19 protein-coding genes are annotated in these 18,406 nt (G+C 72.1%); 4 read left to right on the forward strand and 15 right to left on the reverse strand.

Annotated features, from left to right (window positions below):
* Nucleotides 1-218 precede the first annotated feature (218 nt).
* Complete coding sequence (locus ACFC8N_RS21590; protein ID WP_376289105.1) at nucleotides 219-941, reverse strand: transglycosylase family protein; 723 nt, start codon at nucleotides 939-941, stop codon at nucleotides 219-221.
* A 538-nt stretch (nucleotides 942-1,479) separates the two neighbouring features.
* On the opposite strand from ACFC8N_RS21590, the gene ACFC8N_RS21595 reads away from it, so the two are divergent.
* Both ACFC8N_RS21595 and ACFC8N_RS21600 read left to right on the forward strand, forming a co-directional pair.
* Nucleotides 1,480-2,265, forward strand: coding sequence for a hypothetical protein (locus ACFC8N_RS21595; protein ID WP_071375881.1), 786 nt, complete (start codon nucleotides 1,480-1,482; stop codon nucleotides 2,263-2,265).
* Nucleotides 2,266-2,347: 82 nt separating this feature from the next.
* Nucleotides 2,348-2,752, forward strand: coding sequence for a hypothetical protein (locus ACFC8N_RS21600; RefSeq protein WP_071382313.1), 405 nt, complete (start codon nucleotides 2,348-2,350; stop codon nucleotides 2,750-2,752).
* Between the two features lie 61 nt (nucleotides 2,753-2,813).
* On the opposite strand, the gene der is transcribed toward ACFC8N_RS21600, so the two are convergent.
* From der to aroH, 5 genes are all read right to left on the reverse strand, one after another.
* Nucleotides 2,814-4,307, reverse strand: a complete 1,494-nt coding sequence (der, locus tag ACFC8N_RS21605) for a ribosome biogenesis GTPase Der (protein WP_356022608.1) — start codon at nucleotides 4,305-4,307, stop codon at nucleotides 2,814-2,816.
* A 78-nt stretch (nucleotides 4,308-4,385) separates the two neighbouring features.
* Nucleotides 4,386-4,973, reverse strand: coding sequence for a lysophospholipid acyltransferase family protein (locus ACFC8N_RS21610; protein WP_376289138.1), 588 nt, complete (start codon nucleotides 4,971-4,973; stop codon nucleotides 4,386-4,388).
* A 59-nt stretch (nucleotides 4,974-5,032) separates the two neighbouring features.
* Nucleotides 5,033-5,728, reverse strand: coding sequence for a (d)CMP kinase (cmk, locus tag ACFC8N_RS21615; RefSeq protein WP_356022611.1), 696 nt, complete (start codon nucleotides 5,726-5,728; stop codon nucleotides 5,033-5,035).
* Between the two features lie 102 nt (nucleotides 5,729-5,830).
* Nucleotides 5,831-6,916, reverse strand: a complete 1,086-nt coding sequence (locus ACFC8N_RS21620) for a prephenate dehydrogenase (protein ID WP_356022613.1) — start codon at nucleotides 6,914-6,916, stop codon at nucleotides 5,831-5,833.
* The gene (gene aroH / locus ACFC8N_RS21625; RefSeq protein ID WP_071375886.1) at nucleotides 6,913-7,281 is read right to left on the reverse strand and encodes a chorismate mutase; all 369 of its coding nucleotides are present in this window, start codon (nucleotides 7,279-7,281) and stop codon (nucleotides 6,913-6,915) included. Before aroH ends, ACFC8N_RS21620 begins: the two co-directional genes overlap by 4 nt.
* 145 nt (nucleotides 7,282-7,426) lie before the next feature.
* On the opposite strand from aroH, the gene ACFC8N_RS21630 reads away from it, so the two are divergent.
* Together ACFC8N_RS21630 and ACFC8N_RS21635 are read left to right on the forward strand one after the other, a co-directional pair.
* Entirely contained in the window at nucleotides 7,427-7,813 is a 387-nt protein-coding gene (locus ACFC8N_RS21630) for a Rieske (2Fe-2S) protein (protein WP_356022616.1), read from the forward strand.
* Nucleotides 7,814-7,835: 22 nt separating this feature from the next.
* The gene (locus ACFC8N_RS21635) at nucleotides 7,836-8,528 is read left to right on the forward strand and encodes a DNA polymerase beta superfamily protein (RefSeq protein WP_376289110.1); all 693 of its coding nucleotides are present in this window, start codon (nucleotides 7,836-7,838) and stop codon (nucleotides 8,526-8,528) included.
* Between the two features lie 9 nt (nucleotides 8,529-8,537).
* Here ACFC8N_RS21635 and ACFC8N_RS21640 read toward each other — a convergent pair whose 3' ends face one another.
* The 9 genes from ACFC8N_RS21640 to ACFC8N_RS21680 form a co-directional block, all read right to left on the reverse strand.
* Nucleotides 8,538-9,290 carry a DNA polymerase beta superfamily protein gene (locus ACFC8N_RS21640; RefSeq protein ID WP_356022620.1) on the reverse strand — a complete coding sequence of 251 codons (753 nt, stop codon included), beginning with the start codon at nucleotides 9,288-9,290 and terminating at the stop codon, nucleotides 8,538-8,540.
* A gap of 142 nt (nucleotides 9,291-9,432) precedes the next feature.
* On the reverse strand, nucleotides 9,433-10,506 hold the full coding sequence (locus tag ACFC8N_RS21645) for a pseudouridine synthase (RefSeq protein ID WP_356022623.1): 1,074 nt from the start codon (nucleotides 10,504-10,506) through the stop codon (nucleotides 9,433-9,435).
* 12 nt (nucleotides 10,507-10,518) lie between these two features.
* Nucleotides 10,519-11,169, reverse strand: coding sequence for an SMC-Scp complex subunit ScpB (gene scpB / locus ACFC8N_RS21650; protein WP_356022626.1), 651 nt, complete (start codon nucleotides 11,167-11,169; stop codon nucleotides 10,519-10,521).
* Nucleotides 11,166-12,194 carry a segregation/condensation protein A gene (locus tag ACFC8N_RS21655; protein ID WP_356022628.1) on the reverse strand — a complete coding sequence of 343 codons (1,029 nt, stop codon included), beginning with the start codon at nucleotides 12,192-12,194 and terminating at the stop codon, nucleotides 11,166-11,168. The genes scpB and ACFC8N_RS21655 overlap by 4 nt, the downstream gene beginning before the upstream one ends.
* Nucleotides 12,195-12,212: 18 nt before the next feature.
* Nucleotides 12,213-12,758: a hypothetical protein gene (locus tag ACFC8N_RS21660; protein ID WP_356022631.1), complete on the reverse strand. Its 546-nt coding sequence runs from the start codon at nucleotides 12,756-12,758 to the stop codon at nucleotides 12,213-12,215.
* Complete coding sequence (locus ACFC8N_RS21665; RefSeq protein WP_356022633.1) at nucleotides 12,743-13,876, reverse strand: ParA family protein; 1,134 nt, start codon at nucleotides 13,874-13,876, stop codon at nucleotides 12,743-12,745. Before ACFC8N_RS21665 ends, ACFC8N_RS21660 begins: the two co-directional genes overlap by 16 nt.
* A gap of 388 nt (nucleotides 13,877-14,264) precedes the next feature.
* Entirely contained in the window at nucleotides 14,265-15,389 is a 1,125-nt protein-coding gene (gene ald / locus ACFC8N_RS21670) for an alanine dehydrogenase (RefSeq protein WP_362819327.1), read from the reverse strand.
* 138 nt (nucleotides 15,390-15,527) lie between these two features.
* On the reverse strand, nucleotides 15,528-17,606 hold the full coding sequence (locus tag ACFC8N_RS21675; protein ID WP_356022637.1) for a tetratricopeptide repeat protein: 2,079 nt from the start codon (nucleotides 17,604-17,606) through the stop codon (nucleotides 15,528-15,530).
* Nucleotides 17,607-17,766: 160 nt separating this feature from the next.
* The gene (locus ACFC8N_RS21680; RefSeq protein WP_356022640.1) at nucleotides 17,767-18,393 is read right to left on the reverse strand and encodes an NUDIX hydrolase; all 627 of its coding nucleotides are present in this window, start codon (nucleotides 18,391-18,393) and stop codon (nucleotides 17,767-17,769) included.
* Between the last annotated feature and the right edge of the window lie 13 nt (nucleotides 18,394-18,406).

Here is an 18,406-nt window from a genome sequence, read left to right on the forward strand (position 1 = left end):
ACACCCTCCGCCGGACCGCTTCGAATTAGCCACGGAAAGGCCCGTGGTGGGGAACGGGAACGGTGCACGAACGGCATTCCCCGGGCAATCCCGTGCGATACCCGGGCAGCTGACGCCGCATAGGAATTTCACGGAACCAGCACACGCGGCGGGCCACGGCACGGATGCGGGACAGCCGCCGCCCTCGGTGGGCGGCTGTCCCGCGCGGTGCTCGGCGCTCAGAGCGCCAGGCGCTGGCCGGGCACGATCAGGTTCGGGTCGTCGCCGATGACCTTCTTGTTGGCGGCGTAGATCCGCTGCCAGTCGGTCCCGTGCGCGACGGCGATCGCGCTCAGGGTGTCACCCTCGCGGACGAGGTAGTCGCGACCCTCCGGGGAGCCGCTGCGGCCCGTCTGGGCCGCCGGACGCTCCGCCGTCCGCGCCGGAGCGGACGGTGCCGGAGTGGACCTGGTCGGGGCGGACTTCGTCGTCACGCCCTTGGAGCCGGCCGAGCCGGAGGCCGAACCGGAGGCCGAACCGGAGGAACCGGTGCGGTCGGCCGCGGGGACCGCGCCGAAGGCGCCGGCGCGGGCCGAGCAGACCGGCCAGGCACCCCAGCCCTGGGCCTGCTGGACCTTGGCGGCGACGGCGATCTGCGCGCTCCTGGAGGCCTGGTCGGCCGTCGCGGCGTAGGCGGAGCCGCCGTACGCGCGCCAGGTCGAGGCGGAGAACTGGAGCCCGCCGTAGTAGCCGTTGCCGGTGTTGATGTGCCAGTTGCCGCCGCTCTCGCACTGGGCGATGCGGTCCCACACCCCGCTGTCCGCCGCCGCGGCGTTGCCGGTCGCGGCCAGCAGCCCCAGCGGGGCGAGCAGCGCGGCTCCGGCGAGCGCGGCCGTCGTACGGCCCTTGCGGGTGCCGTCGTGACGGGCGGCGTTGCGGGTGGTATCGGCACACTCGGACATGTAATTCCCTCTCCACGAACCCGGGGTCCCCCCGGCGGAGCACGTCTCGCCGCGCATGAACGCGGTTCCTCGTGTCCGCCCCGTCCGCCCCGGACCGGTACCGGCGGTGCTGCTGCCGGTGCCGGGCGGTGGACGTTCCCGAGCGGTGCTCGTTGCACACGGCGGAGGAATGTATGGAGGGTGACCTGCTGAAATCAACCAACTCCCTGTCCTTCCAGGCCAGTTGGCTGTTACCGCAGGTAGCGGCGAATTCAGGCCACCCACTACATCCCTGGATTTCCTGATTTTTCGACCAGTAACCGAAGTCAAACGTGATTCACTTCACCCGTTCAAGCTCCTTGACTGGGCGGGGAGTTGACGGTGAGTGGCCGATTCCGCACGTCTCGTGACCGTGTGCGGTGGTTGATGCGAACCGGTTCCTGCCGGGGCGTGACTCCCACCACAGGACGCCCGTTGTCTTCTTCATGAGCCCGGAACCCCGGGGCTCATCGGCCGGGAGCCACCCGGCCGACCCAGCACGCATCCCGAGGGAGCCCCCGTGCCGCGCATGCTCGACGTCAGTGACGAGGTACGCGCCGAGATCGGCGACGAAGAAGCCGACCGGCTGCTCGCCGACGAGAACACCCCGGGCAGTTACGACTGCACCTCCTGCCGCACCCCGGGCGACTCCGGACAGGAGCGCACCAGCACCGTTCTGTTCGTCGGGGACGAGACCGCCGTCCTCGCCTTCGCCCACGCCAGCTGCCTGCCCTCGCAGGTCGTCCAGGTCACCGAGGAGCAGCTCCAGGGCGCCGTCCGGTCCATCGGCGGGGTCGCCCCCGGCGCGGGCGAGCCGCCGAAGGCCGTGCCCGAGCAGGCGGTGCTCGGCGTGACCAGCGGACTCGTGCTGATCGAGGGCGAGTTGCACCCCGCGCTCGTCGTCGAGCCGACGACACCGATCGTGCGCCCGGGCACCACCGGGCCCGGCGACGACTTCCTCCCGCTGCTCATCGAGCAGGGGTTCACGCCGGTGACCGAGCTGACGTCCGTGCCGCCGGTGCTGCACGGCTGGTCGGTGCTGCTCGCCATGGGCCAGCTGCACGCGGTGCTCCAGCCCTCGGCCAACGGCGGGCAGCCGGTGGCCTGGTGGCAGGCGCACCAGCCGCTCCAGGTGACCGACAGCTGGCGGGCCGCGGCCAACAAGCACCAGCAGGTGCTCATGTTCGCGGCGCCGGTGGGGTCGATCGGGCGGCAGCCGCGGGAGGACCTGCTGCGGGAGTCCCTCGACAAGGCGGCGGCGGTGGGCAAGCTGGTCGCTGCCGCTCTGCCTCTCGCCGGTACGTGACGTTCTCCCCAGGGGGCAGCCCCGCGCACCTCGGGAGATCACAGAACCGCATCTCTTCAGGGTCCCGGTCGTTTGGACATACGTGCACGCATACGACACTCCACCCCCTCGCCGAACCTCCTTCGTCTCCGTTCCGTCAGCCCGGCTGGCGCAGGACGGGGCCGTGGGGGGTTCGGCCACGCCCATCTACGACATGCTCTACGCGGAATGGGTCAAGTCCTTCCGCACGCTGCCGGGGGACCGCAGCGGGGAGGAGGGGCTGAGGTTCAGTCCCTTCGGTGAACTCCCAGGCGTGACAGGCTCGTACGGGGGTCCACGGGCGGGGTCGTTCAGCAGCTCGTACAGCGCCTACAGCGCCGGGGCCTACAGCGCGCGGCAGCAGTCGCAGTGGCAGCGGATCGGCACGATCGGGCGGCCCCACCCGCACGACACCGGGATGCACTACGTCGCCCCGGCCCTGCCGCCGGGACCGCGCCAGGGCGCGTGAGGTACGGCAAGGGCGGCCCCCCGGCCTTCTCGGTCGGGGGGCCGCCCTTGCCGTACGGCGGTTACTTCTTCTTCTGGCCGCGCTTCTCGCGCACCCGCACCGAGATGTGGATCGGGGTGCCCTCGAAGCCGAACTCCTCGCGCAGCCGGCGCTCGATGAAGCGGCGGTAGCCCGCCTCGATGAAGCCGGAGGCGAAGAGGACGAAGCGGGGGGGCTTGGTGCCGGCCTGGGTGCCGAACAGGATGCGGGGCTGCTTGCCGCCGCGGACCGGGTGCGGGTGGGCCGAGACCAGTTCGCCGAGGAAGGCGTTCAGCCGGCCCGTGGGGACGCGGGTCTCCCAGCCGGCGAGGGCGGTCTCGATCGCCGGGACCAGCTTCTCCATGTGCCGGCCGGTGCGCGCCGAGACGTTCACCCGCGGGGCCCAGGCGACCTGGCCCAGCTCGGTCTCGATCTCGCGCTCCAGGTAGTAGCGGCGCTCCTCGTCGAGGGTGTCCCACTTGTTGAAGGCGAGGACGACCGCGCGGCCCGCCTCGACGGCCATGGTGACGATCCGCTGGTCCTGCACGGAGATGTTCTCGGAGGCGTCGATCAGGATGACCGCGACCTCGGCCTTCTCCACGGCGGCCGCCGTGCGCAGCGAGGCGTAGTAGTCGGCGCCCTGCTGGAGGTGGACGCGCTTGCGGATGCCGGCGGTGTCCACGAACTTCCAGGTGACGCCGCCGAGTTCGATCAGCTCGTCGACCGGGTCGCGGGTGGTGCCCGCCAGTTCGTTGACGACGACGCGCTCCTCGCCGGCGACCTTGTTCAGCAGGGAGGACTTGCCGACGTTCGGGCGGCCGATGAGCGCGATGCGTCGGGGGCCGCCGATCGCGGTGCCGAAGCTCTGCGCGGGCGCCTCGGGCAGCGCCTCCAGGACGGCGTCCAGCATGTCGCCGGTGCCGCGGCCGTGCAGCGCGGAGACGGGGTGCGGCTCGCCGAGGCCGAGGTTCCACAGGTAGGCCGCGTCGGCCTCGCCGCTCGGGCCGTCGACCTTGTTGGCGCACAGCACGACCGGCTTGCCGGCCTTGCGCAGCAGCCGGACGACCGCCTCGTCGGTGTCGGTCGCGCCGACCTTGGCGTCCACGACGAAGACGACCGCGTCGGCCGCCTCGATCGCGTACTCGGCCTGGGCGGCGACGGAGGCGTCGATGCCGAGGACGTCCTGCTCCCAGCCGCCGGTGTCGACGACCTTGAAGCGGCGCCCGGCCCACTCGGCCTCGTAGGTGACGCGGTCGCGGGTGACACCGGGCTTGTCCTCGACGACGGCCTCGCGGCGGCCGATGATCCGGTTCACCAGGGTCGACTTGCCGACATTGGGGCGGCCGACGACGGCGAGCACGGGCAGCGGGCCGTGGCCCGCCGCCTCGATGGCGCCCTCGACGTCCTCGATGTCGAAGCCCTCTTCCGCGGCGAGCTCCATGAACTCCGCGTACTCGGCGTCGCCGAGAGCCCCGTGGTCGTACTCGTGCGCGTCCTCGTACGCGGCCGAGCCGTCGGGCTGGATGTCGTCGTTCATGAAGTCCGTACCTCGTCGTTCATTCGTGGTGATCGGTGGACCGGCCCAGCCTGGGCTGATCCACTACTCAAGTGTCACCTAGCGCCCGGTCAGGCGCCTGGCGTTTTCCAGGTGGCTGGTGAGCTGCTTCTGGATGCGCTCGGTCGCCTCGTCCAGCGCCTTGCGCGTGCGCCGCCCACTGCCGTCGCCCGCGTCGAACGGGTCGCCGAAGACGACGTCGACACGGGAGCGCAGCGGGGGCAGCGCCTTTATCAGCCGGCCGGGCGTCTTTGCGCTTCCCAGTACGGCGATGGGCACGATCGGCGCCCCGCTGCGTACGGCGAAGTAGGCGAGCCCGGCGCGCAGCGAGGCGAAGTCGCCCTCGCCCCGGGTGCCCTCCGGGAAGATGCCCAGCACGCCGCCGGCCTCCAGCACGCCGAGCGCGCGGGTGATGGCGGTGCGGTCGGCGGTGGTGCGGTCCACCTTCAGCTGGCCGATGCCGGTCAGGAAGGAGCCCAGCGGGCCGACGAACGCCTCCTGCTTGATCAGGAAGTGCGTCGGCCTGGGTGCCACGCCCATGACCATCGGGCCGTCGACGTTGTGGGAGTGGTTCACCGCGAAGATCACCGGGCCGGTGGCCGGCACCTTCCAGGCGCCGAGCACTCGCGGCTTCCACAGCCCGTACATCAGGCCGACGCCGATGCGCCGCCCGACCTCGGCGCCCCTTACGGAGGGAACCGGCTCGCTCACTTCCCCGCCCGCTTCTCCTCGACCAGGGTGACGACGCACTCGACGACCTGGGCGAGGGTCAGCTCGGTGGTGTCCACCTCGACCGCGTCGTCCGCCTTGGCGAGCGGCGAGGTCTTGCGGGAGGAGTCGGCCGCGTCCCGCTTGATCAGCGCCTCACGGGTGGCGTGGACGTCGGAGCCCTTCAGCTCGCCGCTGCGGCGGGCCGCGCGGGCCTCCGGGGAGGCGGTGAGGAAGATCTTCAGGTCGGCGTCGGGCAGGACGGTCGTACCGATGTCCCGGCCCTCGACCACGATGCCCCGCTCCGCGCCGCCGGCGATCGAGCGCTGGAGCTCGGTGATCAGGGTGCGCACCTCGGGCACCGCGCTGACCGCGCTGACCTTGGAGGTGACCTCCTGGGTGCGGATCGGGCCGGCCACGTCCACGCCGTCGACCGTGATGGTCGGCTTGTCCGGGTCGGTGCCGGAGACGATCTCCGGCTTGCCGGCCACGGCGGCGACGGCGGTCGGGTCCTCCAGGTCGATGCCGTTGGTCACCATCCACCAGGTGATCGCCCGGTACTGGGCGCCGGTGTCCAGGTAGCTCAGGCCGAGCTGGGCGGCCACGGCCTTCGACGTGCTCGACTTGCCCGTGCCGGAGGGGCCGTCGATCGCGACGATCACGGGCTTGGCGGTCGGGGCGGCGCCGTTTTCCACGGAGGGACACCTTCCTGGTGCGGTGCGGGCGGGGTGCGGGGAGCGAGTGCGCCCTGCACAAGGTTACTGGGTGCGGGTCACTCGTCCGGACGCGCGCGCCCGCTACTGCCGCAGCGCCCAGCCGCGCTCCCGCAGCGCGGCGCTCAGCACCGGTACCGCCTTGGGCTCCACCATCAGCTGCACCAGACCGGCCTGCTGTCCCGTCGCGTGCTCGATGCGGACGTCCTCGATGTTGACCCGGGCCGCTCCCGCGTCCGCGAAGATCCGGGCCAGCTGTCCCGGCTGGTCGTCGATCAGGACCGCCACGACCTCGTAGACCCGCGGCGCGGACCCGTGCTTGCCGGGCACCCGCACCCGGCCGGCGTTGCCGCGGCGCAGCACGTCCTCGATGCCGGCGGTGCCCTCGTGCCGCTTGGCGTCGTCGGAGGACTGGAGGGCGCGCAGGGCCTCGACGGTCTCGTCCAGGTCGGCGGCGACGTCGGCGAGCAGGTCGGCGACCGGTCCGGGGTTGGCGGACAGGATGTCGATCCACATGCCCGGGTCGGAGGCCGCGATCCGGGTCACGTCCCGGATGCCCTGCCCGCACAGCCGTACGGCGGCCTCCTCGGCGTGCTCCAGGCGGGCGGCGACCATGCTGGACACCAGCTGGGGCATGTGGGAGACGAGGGCGACGGCGCGGTCGTGGGCGACGGCGTCCATGACGACCGGCACGGCCCGGCAGTGCGAGACCAGTTCCAGGGCGAGGTTCAGCACCTCGGTGTCGGTGTCCCGGGTCGGGGTGAGCACCCAGGGGCGGCCCTCGAAGAGGTCGGGGGTCGCGGCCAGCGGGCCCGACTTCTCCCGGCCGGACATGGGGTGGCTGCCGATGTACGCCGACAGGTCCAGGCCGAGCGCCTCCAGCTCGCGGCGCGGGGCGCCCTTGACGCTGGCCACGTCGAGGTAGCCGCGGGCCACGCCGCGGCGCATGGCGTCGGCGAGCACGGCGGCGACGTGGGCGGGCGGGGCGGCGACGATCGCGAGGTCGACGGGTCCGTCGGGGGCCTCGTCGGTGCCGGCGCCCAGCGCGGCGGCCGTGCGGGCCTGGCCGGGGTCGTGGTCGGCGAGGTGGACGGTGACGCCGCGCTGGGTGAGGGCCAGGGCGGCGGAGGTGCCGATGAGGCCGGTGCCGATGACGAGTGCGCTTCTCACTGGGCGATGTCCTTGCGCAGGGCGGCCGCGGCGCCGAGGTAGACGTGCGCGATGGCGGCGCGCGGCTTGTCGGACTCGACGTGGGCGAGGACCCGGACGACCCGGGGCATGGCACCGGCGACGTCCAGTTCCTGGGCGCAGATCAGGGGTACGTCGGCGAAGTGGCTGCCGAGCCCCCGGGCGGCGGCGGCCGGGAAGTCGCTGTGCAGGTCGGGGGTGGCCGTGAACCAGATGCTGATCAGGTCGTCGGCGGTCAGTTCGTTGCGCTCCAGGATGGCGGTGAGCAGGGCTGCGACCTGCTCGTCCATGTGCGCGGCCTCGTCCCGCTCCAGTTGGACGGCCCCACGGACCGCTCGTACCGCCACGGCGCTGCTCCTTGCTGACATGCGGATCTGTTGTTGGTCCGTCCAGCGTAGTCAGCCCGTGCGGGCCCAGCGCGCGGCGCCCGATCACTGAGACGATGCGAAGCGTCCGGGATATCCCGGTTCCGACGTCGGTACGGAGGGCGGCATGGCCGAGGGTGCGAAGCGGCGCACGGTTCTGGTGACGGGGGCGGCGGTACTGACCGTGCCCCTCGTGGCCTGCGGCGGCAAGAGCTCCGGGAGCGGTGGCCGGACGCTGGGCGACACCGGTGAGATCCCGGAGGGGGGCGGCAAGATCTTCAAGGAGCAGAAGGTCGTCGTCACACAGCCGGCCAAGGGCGACTTCAAGGCCTTCTCGGCGATCTGCACGCACCTGGGCTGCACGGTGAGCCGGGTCGCCGACGGCACCATCGACTGCCCGTGCCACGGCAGCAGGTTCCACATCGCCGACGGCACGGTGGCCCACGGCCCCGCGAAGAGGCCGCTGCCGCCGAAGTCGATCAAGGTGAGCGGAAATTCGATCCGTCTGACGTGAGGGGCCCGCGTACGCTCCGGGCATGCGGCCGACCGACCTCGTGCGCGAGCACACGATCTACGCCTGTGTCATGGGTTCCCGCGCCTTCGGCCTGGCCACGGACGCGAGCGACACCGACCGGCGGGGGGTGTTCCTCGCCCCCACTGCCCTGTTCTGGCGGTTCGAGAAGCCGCCGACGCATGTCGAGGGGCCGGGCGAGGAGCAGTTCTCCTGGGAGCTGGAGCGGTTCTGCGAGCTGGCGCTGCGCGGCAACCCGAACATCCTGGAGTGCCTGCACTCCCCGCTGGTGGAGCACGTGGACGACACCGGCCGGGAGCTGCTGTCCCTGCGCGGCGCCTTCCTCTCCCGCCGGGCGTACGACACCTTCACGCGCTACGCCCTCGGCCAGCGCAGGAAGCTCGACGCCGACGTGCGCACGACGGGCGCTCCGCGCTGGAAGCACGCCATGCATCTGCTGCGGCTGCTGACGAGCGCGCGGGACCTGCTGCGCACCGGCGAGCTGCGCATCGACGTCGGCGAGCGGCGCGAGGCGCTGCTCGCGGTCAGGCGCGGCGAGGTCCCCTGGCCGGAGGTCGAGGCCCGGATGGCCCGGCTGGCGGCGGAGACGGAAGAGGCCCTGCTCCGCACGCCGCTGCCTGCGGAGCCGGACGGCGCCCGGGTGTCCGACTTCCTCTTCCGCACCCGCCGTGCCTCCGCACTCACCGGACTGCCCTAGGGGGTGCCGTCAGCTCTCCAGTCGCACGCGGATCACGAAGTCGTGCAGGGCGTCGTGGGCGTCGTGCGCGTCGGGGAGGGCCGAGGTGGCCTGGACCTCGTCGAGGACGGCGTGCAGCCGCTCCACATCGGCCTCCACGCGCGCGTGCGCGATGTCTTCGGCCTTCCCGTGCTCCCGTTCCCGCTTGGCGGCTATCAGCTCGGGCAGATAGCCGGGCGCGTCGATCTCGTCCAGCAGGGTGGGCAGATGGGCCTGGACCCGGCCGCTGCGCATGAGGTGGATGCCGGTGAGCAGCACGCGGAACGTGTAGAGCAGCGGCTTGAGTTCGCCGGTCTTCTCGAACAGCCGCCACTGGGTCACCGCGAACCCCCGGTAGTGGTGGGCGTGGTGGCTGGTGAGGACGGCGGGCGCCAGCGCGGCCAGCTCCCGGTGCGGGTCGCCGGTGTGCACGACCAGGGGCGAGAGCAGCTGCTCCAGCACATAGCCGTTGCGGCGGAGCATCAGCCGTACGAACTTGCGCAGGTCGTGGGTGACGAGGTCCAGCTCGACGCCGTAGCGCACCCAGGCCCGCGAGCGGGTCTCCGCCGGCTCGCGCAGGCCGACGAGGTCGGCGACGGGGAGCAGATGGACGCCGCGCAGGTCCACGTCGGAGTCCTGCGAGGGGAAGCCGTAGAGATGGGCTCCGGAGACGGTCGCGAACAGCACCGGGTCGGGCTGTTCCGCGACCACGGGCGCGAGGTCGAGGTCGAGGTCTTCGATCATGGACTCAAGCGTCCCAGAGCGCTCCCGGCTCCGACAGGCCGCCTCGGTTCGGACCCACGACCACCACCGCCCCCGTCCGCCGTCACTGTGACGGCGGACGGGGGCGGTGGTCAGGTCATGGCAGGGCGATTGCGGGGTCGGCCTAGAGGTCGACTTCCTTCATCAGCATGCCGACCTCGGTGTTGGACAGCCGGCGCAGCCAGCCCGACTTCTGGTCGCCCAGGGTGATCGGGCCGAAGGCGGTGCGCACGAGCTTCTCGACCGGGAAGCCGGCCTCGGCCAGCATGCGGCGCACGATGTGCTTGCGGCCCTCGTGCAGGACGACCTCGACCAGGTAGTTCTTGCCGGTCTGCTCCACGACCCGGAAGTGGTCCGCGCGCGCGTAGCCATCCTCCAGCTGGATGCCGTCCTTCAGGCGCTTGCCCAGGTCGCGCGGGATCGGGCCCACGATGGCGGCGAGGTAGGTCTTCTTCACGCCGTACTTCGGGTGCGTGAGACGGTGCGCCAGCTCGCCGTGGTTGGTGAGCAGGATGACACCCTCGGTCTCGGTGTCCAGCCGGCCGACGTGGAAGAGCCGCGTCTCACGGTTGGTGACGTAGTCGCCGAGGCACTGGCGTCCCTCCGGGTCCTCCATGGTGGAGACGACACCGGCGGGCTTGTTGAGCGAGAAGAACTGGTACGACTGCGTCGCGACCGTCAGGCCGTCGACCCTGACCTCGTCCTTCTCGGGGTCGACCCGCTTGCCCTGCTCCAGCACGATCTCGCCGTTGACCTCGACGCGCGCCTGCTCGATCAGCTCCTCGCAGGCCCGCCGGGAGCCGTAGCCCGCGCGCGCGAGGACCTTCTGCAGCCGCTCGCCCTCCTGCTCGGCGCCCGGGAAGGTCTTGGGCGGCTTGACGTCCTTCTTGCCCGCGTACCGCTCGCGGTTGCGCTCCTCGGCCCGCGCCTCGTACTCACGGGAGGTGCCGGGCGCCGTACGGCCGCGCTGCGGCTGGGCCTTCTTCGGGCCGCCCTTGGCACCGCCGCGGGCCGCGCCGCCGCGCCCGGACTTGGGGCCCTCCTGGGAGGCGCCGGGGCCCACGTCGTAGCGGCGCTCCTCGGGGCGGGGCTTGCGGGGACGGCCCTGCCCCTGCCGCTCGTCCCGGTTGTTGCCGGCGCCGCGGTGGTTACCGCGCCCGCCCTGCCCGCCACTCTTGCCGCTGCCGCTGCTTCGCATCAAAGTTCCGTCTTAGTCGTCTGCGTCCTCTACGCCGGGCGCGTCGGGCGCGTCCGGGTCGAACGACGGGACTCCCTCCTGGGTCTCGGCCTCGATCGCCTCCGCCTCCGGGAGGAAGGGCGCGAGCTCCGGAAGCTCGTCCAGGCCGCGCAGGCCCATCCGCTCCAGGAAGTAGTTCGTCGTCCTGTACAGGATCGCACCTGTTTCGGGTTCCGCGCCCGCCTCCTCGACCAGACCGCGCTGGAGCAGGGTGCGCATCACACCGTCGCAGTTGACCCCGCGGACGGCGGAGACGCGGCTGCGGCTGACCGGCTGGCGGTAGGCGACGACCGCGAGGGTCTCCAGCGCAGCCTGGGTGAGCCGGGCGGTCTGGCCGTCCAGGACGAGCCGCTCGACGGCCGGCGCGTACTCCGCGCGCGTGGAGAAGCGCCAGCCGCCCGCGACGAACCGCAGCTCGAAGCCGCGCCCCTGGACGTCGTACTCGTCGGCCAGCTCCCGGAGCGCGTCGGCGATCTGCCGTCGCGGCCGCTCCAGCAGCTTCGCCAGGTGCTCCTCGGTCGCGGGCTCGTCGACGACCATGAGCATGGCCTCCAGGGCGGGTTTGAGGCCGAGGTCGGCGACGGTCCGCAGCCCGGCCGGGACCTCGGCGGTCTCCTCGCTCATGCCTTCTTCTCCTCCTCGGGCGGCTCGGGCCGCCGGTCGAACTCGTCGGTGACCATCGGCGCCGTGTCGGTGTCCCCGCCGGTCCAGCGCACGATCAGCTCCCCGAGCGCGGTCTCCTGCTCCAGGGCGACGGCCTTCTCGCGGTACAGCTCCAGCAGGGCGAGGAAGCGGGCGACGACGGTGAGGGTGTCGTCGGTGTCCTCGACCAGGGTCCGGAAGCCGGCCTCGCCCAGCTCCCGCAGCCGGGCGACCACGATCCGGGCCTGCTCCTGCACGCTGACCAGCGGTGCGTGGATGTGGTCGACGTAGACCTGCGGCTTGGGCTTCGGCTGCATCGCCTTGACCGCGAGCCTGGCGAAGCCCTCGGGGCCGATGCTGATGACGACCTCGGGCAGCAGCTCGGCGTACTGGGGTTCCAGGCCGACGGTACGGGGGTACCGGCGGGCCTCCTCGTCGAGGCGCGCGTTGAAGATGTCCGCGATCCGCTTGTAGGCGCGGTACTGGAGCAGCCGCGCGAACAGCAGGTCCCGGGCCTCCAGCAGCGCCAGGTCGCCCTCGTCCTCGACCTCGGCGGCGGGCAGCAGCCGGGCCGCCTTCAGATCGAGCAGCGTGGCCGCCACGACGAGGAACTCGGTCGTCTGGTCCAGGTCCCAGTCCGGCCCCATGGCGCGGATGTGCGCCATGAACTCGTCGGTGACCTTCGACAGGGCGACCTCGGTGACGTCCAGCTTGTGCTTGGAGATGAGCTGGAGGAGGAGGTCGAAGGGGCCCTCGAAGTTGGCGAGGCGGACCTTGAAGACGCCGTCAGGGGCTTCTTCGGGTGCCGGCGCCGGTGGCGGGGAGGTCGGCGGCGGGGCGACCTGCACCGACGCGTCCGGGTGAGTGTCCGGGTGGTCCTCCGGCGGTGCCGCGATCGGCTCGGCGTGCTCGGCCGGTGCGGCACCCGGCCCGCGTCCCAGCACACGCCGCCGTCCGGCGGCCGGGCCGGAGGCGGACGCGGGGGCGGGAACGTCGGGCGAGGTCATGGCCCCCGCAGGCTACCCCTACCGTCCCCGCAGCCGTCGTACGAGGATGCTCGCGTCCCCGCGGGATTCCAGGTCGGCCAGGACCACGGCCACCGCCTCGCGGACGATGCGCCCGCGGTCCACCGCCAGCCCGTGCTCGCCGCGGAGCACCAGGCGGGCGTGCTCCAGGTCCATCAGTTCCTCGGCGGACACGTACACCGTGATCTTCTCGTCGTGCCGCTCGCGTCCGCTGGGCCGCCGGTTCGGCGCCCGCCCCCGCTTGCGCGGCTGGGCGTCGGCAGAACCTTCCTGCGTGCCCTGCCGTCGCGCCGGCCGGGTGCGGGACTCGCCGGACTCGCCCCGTTCGACCTCCGCGGCGACGTGCTCCGCGCCCTCGCCGTCACCGCCCTGGACCGGCACCGACTGCGGTGCGTCCTCGGCGGCGACGTCGTCGCTCTCCGCCGCGGGGGACGGCACCCGGGCCTCACCGTTCGCTGGGCGGCGGGGAGTCGACGGCTGAAGCGCCGTCCCCCCTGTCGTACGGAAGAGTTCGTCGGCCCCGGGCAGACTCACTCGGCGTGACACCGGGCGAGCACCTCCCTGGCGAGTTGGCGATAGGCGGCGGCACCGACGGAGTTGGAGGCGTAGGTGGTGATCGGCTCACCGGCGACCGTGGTCTCCGGGAAGCGGACCGTGCGGCCGATGACCGTGTGGTAGACGTGGTCGTCGAACGCCTCGACCACCCGGGCCAGGACCTCGCGGCTGTGGACCGTGCGCGAGTCGTACATCGTGGCCAGGATGCCGTCCAGCTCCAGGTCGGGGTTGAGCCGCTCCTGGACCTTCTCGATGGTCTCGGTCAGCAGGGCCACACCGCGCAGGGCGAAGAACTCGCACTCCAGCGGCACGATCACCTTGTGAGCGGCCGTCAGGGCGTTCACGGTGAGCAGGCCGAGCGAGGGCTGACAGTCGATCACGATGTAGTCGTAGTCGTCCATCAGCGGCTTCAGGGCGCGCTGGAGCGTGGACTCGCGGGCGACCTCGGAGACCAGCTGGACCTCTGCGGCCGACAGGTCGATGTTGGAGGGCAGCAGGTCCATGTTGGGGACCGCCGTCTTCAGCAGGACCTCGTCCGCCGACATGCCCCGCTCCATGAGCAGGTTGTAGACGGTCAGGTCCAGCTCCATCGGATTGACGCCGAGTCCCACCGACAGCGCGCCCTGCGGGTCGAAGTCCACGAGCAGCACGCGCCGGCCGTACTCCGCGAGCGCGGCACCCAGGTTGATGGTCGACGTCGTCTTGCCGACGCCGCCCTTCTGGTTGCACATCGCGATGATCTTCGCGGGGCCGTGGTCGGTCAGCGGGCCCGGGATCGGGAAGTACGGCAGCGGGCGTCCGGTCGGACCGACGCGCTCACGGCGCTGGCGGGCCGCGTCGGGCGCGAGCGTGGCCGCGTACTCCGGATCGGGCTCGTACTCGGCGTCGGGGTCGTAGAAGTGCCCCTCGGGCACTTCGTCGTAGTCGGCGAGGTGGTTGTGGGGCGCGCCACTTCCGTCGCCGGCCATGGCGTTCACGTGATGGCCATCCATGCTCTGGTGTGCTCTCCGGGTCACCTGCGGAACCGGACTCTGGTGGGCTGCGAAGGTGCGCACTGCGACGGAGCCGACAGCCTCGAATCCCGTGGGCCCCTGGCCCTGTGCCGGCATTCCTGGTTGACCACCCCCGGGAGAAAATGTCGACTCATTCACAAGTCGTCTTACCTCCTTGGTGACCAGGGAACTTCTAGACAAGGTCAGCGTGGCACCATGCCGACGGTTGGCGACTCTATGGCGTGTCGGCGGTCCGCAGCAACACAATCCGCCGGACCCGGCACGATGTGTCGGCAATGAAACATCTCGCTGTCAAGGGCGTACGGCCGTCGCACAGCAGGTTTCACCGGTGTACGAATCGGTCGAAGGGTTACGTTCGAGGCGAGTTGACCGAGAGCCGCAAAGTGACCATACACACATCCGGCCGGACCTTGTCGGGCAAGGTCCGGCCGGGTGCGTGCCGTTGACACGCCTTGTTGACGTATCGCCTTTACGAAAAGGTGACTTAGCCGAGCAGCGAGGCCAGCTCGACGTGCTCCAGGCCGTGGGCGTCCGCGACCTCCTTGTAAACGACCTTGCCGTCATGGGTGTTGAGACCCTTGGCGAGCGCGGCGTCGCGGCGCAGCGCCTCGACCCAGCCGTTGTTCGCGAGCGAGACGATGTACGGCAGCGTCGCGTTGGTGAGGGCGTTGGTGGAGGTGTTGGGCACCGCGCCGGGCATGTTGGCGACGCAGTAGAAGACCGAGTTGTGCACCTTGAAGGTCGGCTCGGCGTGGGTCGTCGGGTGGGAGTCCTCGAAGCAGCCGCCCTGGTCGATCGCGATGTCGACAAGAACACTTCCGGGCTTCATGCGGGCCACCAGCTCGTTGGTGACGAGCTTCGGGGCCTTGGCGCCCGGGATGAGGACGGCGCCGATGACGAGGTCGGCGTCCAGGACGGCCTTCTCCAGCTCGAAGGCGTTGGACATGATCGCCTTCACCTTGGTGCCGAAGACCTTGTCGGCCTCGCGCAGCTTGTTGATGTCGCGGTCGAGCAGGGTCACGTCGAAGCCCATGCCGACGGCGACCTGCGTGGCGTTCCAGCCCGAGACACCGCCGCCGATGACGACGGCCTTGGCCGGGGTCACGCCCGGGACGCCGCCGGGGAGCACACCGCGGCCGGCGTTCGGGGCCATCAGGTGGTAGGCGCCGACCTGCGGGGCGAGGCGGCCCGCGACCTCGGACATCGGGGCGAGCAGCGGCAGCGCGCGGTTCGGCAGCTCGACCGTCTCGTAGGCGATGGCCGTGGTGCCGGACTCGACGAGCGCGTCCGTGCACTCCTTGGAGGCGGCCAGGTGCAGGTAGGTGAAGAGGATCTGGTCCTTGCGCAGGCGGTGGTACTCCTCCGCGATGGGCTCCTTGACCTTCAGCAGCAGCTCGGCGGCGGCCCAGACCTCGTCGGCGGTGTCGAGGATCGCGGCACCTGCGGAGACGTACTCCTCGTCCGTGATCGAGGAGCCGAGGCCGGCACCCCGCTCGATGACGACCTGGTGGCCGTTGCGCACCAGCTCGTGCACACCGGCGGGGGTGATGGCCACCCGGAACTCGTTGTTCTTGACCTCGCGGGGGATGCCGACCTTCACGTCGATCACGGTCCTTGGCTCAGAGGGTATGGGGGGGCGTTACAAGACATACCCAGGCATGCGGGGGCACACCGGGAGACACCGCAGGAGAACGTGCGGCAGAGCCAGTTTAATGAAGGTGTTCTGCGTGTCTAGCCTTTCATTGCATCAATCTTCACTGGATGGACTACGGATTTCGCAGGCATTCCTGTCCTGTTCCGCCCTTGTGTCGTCCTCGGTGCCGTCCTGCGGGGCCTCCTCACCCAGCATGCGCTCGGCCGCCGCGCGGTGCAGTCGGGCGGCCGTGGGGTCGCCGAGATGCTCCAGCGTGTCGGCGAGCCGGAGCTGGAGCGCGGCCTGCAGCCGGACGTCCTCGGCGCGGCGCGCCCACTCCGCCGCCTCCTGGCAGGTGCGCAGCGATTCCTCGAAGCGTCCGGCGTACTCCTGCACCCGGGCCAGCTCGCTCAACGCCCGTGCGTGGGCGGCGACATCACCGCCCTTGCGGTACCCGGCGACGGCCGCCCGCCAGTTCCTGAGACCCTCGCCGTAACGGCCCGCGTAGGTGTGGGCGGTGGCGATCCGGCCGTACAGCCGGGCGGCCTGCTCGCGCTCGCCCCGGGCCAGCCGCTCGGCCAGGGCCCGGCCGAACCAGTCGGCGGCCCGGTCGTGGTCCCCCAGCTCCTGGTACGCCCCGCCTACGGATTCCATCGCGCGGCCGGTCGCGTACGGGTCGTTCGCTTCGCGTCCGGCCGCCAGCGCCAGCCGGTAGCGGGCCAGCGCGTCCCGGGTGCGGCCGGTCTGCGCGTCCACGTCGCCCAGGTTCAGCAGCGCGGCGGCCTTCTCCCGGGGCAGCCCGCGCCGCTCGGCGACATCGAGGACGAGGCTGTGCAGGCCGTACAGGTCGGCCGCGGCGGCCTGGGTGCCCTCGTGCGCCACCAGGGCCCTGACCAGCTGGGACATCAGCCGCCGGGCGAGCGTGTCCAGCTCGCCGTCGGCCACCGCGAGCCGGGCGGAGGCGAGCAGGGCGGGCCGGCGGATGCGCAGCCAGTCGGCGGCGGCCCGGGGGTTGGGGAAGCGCACCTCGCGGGGCATGGCGTTCAGCTTCTCGCGGGCCTGCGCGCTGTCCGTCTCGGTGATCGCCCGGCACGCCTGGAGCAGCCGTACCGTCCGCTCCAGCATCCGGGCCCGGGCCAGCTGGAGCTCCGCGGGCCGCTCCTGGCTCCGGGCGAGGGCCCACAGCAGCGGGTGCAGCCAGCCGGGGACCTCGTACTGCGGCAGCGGCGAGTCCGCCGCGCGCAGCAGGCCGAGGGCGACGAGGTCGTCCAGGACGGCGCGGGCGGCGCCGACCGAGCAGCCCGCGAGCGCGGAGGCGGTGTGCGGGTCGGCCAGGCCGGCCGGGGCGAGCGCGAGCAGCCGCAGGATCCGGGCGGCCGGGGCGGACAGCTCGTCGTACACAAGCCGCAGGACCCGGGCGGGCGGGCTGGCGTCCATGGCGTCGTCGGCGCCGGCGTGCAGCCGTTTGGCCAGGTCGGAGACGGCGGCCTGGGGTCGGGCGGCGAGCCAGCCGCCGGCCAGCACCAGCGCGGCCGGGTGGCCCTGGCAGGCCTCGGCGAGGCTCTCGGCGGCGCGCGGGTCGACGGTGATGCGGACCGCGCCGGTGTAGCGGGTGAGCAGTTCCACCGCGGACTTGGTGTCGAGGCCGCCGACGGTGCAGGGGCGGACGTCCGCGATGCCGGTGAGCGGGCCCTGGGAGACGGCCACGACCAGGCAGTCCGGGGAGTCCGGCAGCAGCGCGTCGACCTGCTCGGCGCCGGCCGCGTCGTCCAGGAGCAGCAGGGTGCGCCGGTCGGTGAGGGCGGTGCGCAGCGCCTCGGTCAGCTCGTCCTCGGCGGCGCCGGGCGGGGCCGGCCGGTCCAGCGCGGCGAGCAGGTCGCGGGCGGTGCGCTCGACCGGGACGGGGGTGCCGTCGGGCTCGCCGAGCCGGGCGCGCAGCACCCCGTCGGGGTAGCGGCGGGCGATCTGGCGGACGAGTTTCTCGGCGAGCGCGGTCCGGCCCGAGCCGGGGCGGCCCGCGATCAGGAGCACGCGCGCGCGAGGGGCCTTGCGGCCGGCGAGGGTGTCCAGGCCCGCGCGCTCGATGTCGGCGCGCAGCTCCTTCAACTCCCGTGTGCGCCCCAGGAAATAGTCTTCCGTGACCTCGTGCGCCGGTCGCCCCACGCCGCCTGCGTCCACCGCCTGATCCGTCACGGGCCACACTCCCGTCCCACCGCACGCGCAAGCCCGCCGGATCTTCCGAGACAGGCGTGAAAAGCCTAGTTCACGCTCTCTGACGTGCGGTGAGGAGCGCGGCGCACAGATCGCTCGATCGGATCAGGCGATCGTCACACCACCGAGCCGAACGGGTGGCTCAGGAGGTGAAGGGCCGGGCGGGCCAGGGGGCGTCGGCCGGGCGCAGGGCGTCGAGACCGTCGCCGCCGCGGGCCGCCACCAGCGAGAGCACGCCCACGACCAGGCAGTTGTTGTGCACGTCGCCGGCCAGGACACGGCGCACCAGCTCGTCGACCGGCACGCGCGCGTACTCCATGTCGGTCTCCTCGTGCTCGGTCTCGAACCGCTCGCCCTCGGCCTCCGCCAGCTCCCGCGCGAGGAAGACCCGTACGGCCTCGTCGCAGCCGCCGGGGGTGGTGTACACGTCGGTCAGCACCCGCCAGTCCTCGGCCTTGACGTGCGCCTCCTCGTACAGCTCGCGCTGGGCCGCGTGCAGCGGGTTCTCGCCGGGGACGTCGAGCAGGCCGGCCGGGATCTCCCACAGCTTGTGCCGCACGGGGTGGCGGTACTGGTTGATCAGCAGGACCCGGTCCTCCTCGTCCAGGGCGAGGACGGCGACCGATCCGGGGTGGACCTGGTAGTCACGGCGGACGACCGAGCCGTCGGGCATGACCACGTCGTCCGTGCGCACGGAGGTCTTGTTGCCCACGAAGGGGGTGTCCGTCGCCCGGATCTCCCACTCCTCGGGACTGTCCTTGATCGTCATGCCCTGTCCTTCC

Source organism: Streptomyces sp. NPDC055966 (genome assembly GCF_042269865.1).
GTDB lineage: Bacteria > Actinomycetota > Actinomycetes > Streptomycetales > Streptomycetaceae > Streptomyces.

Coding starts and splice junctions, on each gene's coding strand:
- ACFC8N_RS21590 (WP_376289105.1), bottom strand. CDS start 941: ATGTCCGAGTGTGCCGATACCACCCGCAACGCCGCCCGTCACGACGGC.
- der (WP_356022608.1), bottom strand. CDS start 4,307: ATGAACGACGACATCCAGCCCGACGGCTCGGCCGCGTACGAGGACGCG.
- ACFC8N_RS21610 (WP_376289138.1), bottom strand. CDS start 4,973: ATGTACGGGCTGTGGAAGCCGCGAGTGCTCGGCGCCTGGAAGGTGCCG.
- ACFC8N_RS21630 (WP_356022616.1), top strand. CDS start 7,427: ATGGCCGAGGGTGCGAAGCGGCGCACGGTTCTGGTGACGGGGGCGGCG.
- ACFC8N_RS21635 (WP_376289110.1), top strand. CDS start 7,836: ATGCGGCCGACCGACCTCGTGCGCGAGCACACGATCTACGCCTGTGTC.
- ACFC8N_RS21640 (WP_356022620.1), bottom strand. CDS start 9,290: ATGATCGAAGACCTCGACCTCGACCTCGCGCCCGTGGTCGCGGAACAG.
- ACFC8N_RS21645 (WP_356022623.1), bottom strand. CDS start 10,506: ATGCGAAGCAGCGGCAGCGGCAAGAGTGGCGGGCAGGGCGGGCGCGGT.
- scpB (WP_356022626.1), bottom strand. CDS start 11,169: ATGAGCGAGGAGACCGCCGAGGTCCCGGCCGGGCTGCGGACCGTCGCC.
- ACFC8N_RS21655 (WP_356022628.1), bottom strand. CDS start 12,194: ATGACCTCGCCCGACGTTCCCGCCCCCGCGTCCGCCTCCGGCCCGGCC.
- ACFC8N_RS21665 (WP_356022633.1), bottom strand. CDS start 13,876: ATGCCGGCACAGGGCCAGGGGCCCACGGGATTCGAGGCTGTCGGCTCC.
- ACFC8N_RS21680 (WP_356022640.1), bottom strand. CDS start 18,393: ATGACGATCAAGGACAGTCCCGAGGAGTGGGAGATCCGGGCGACGGAC.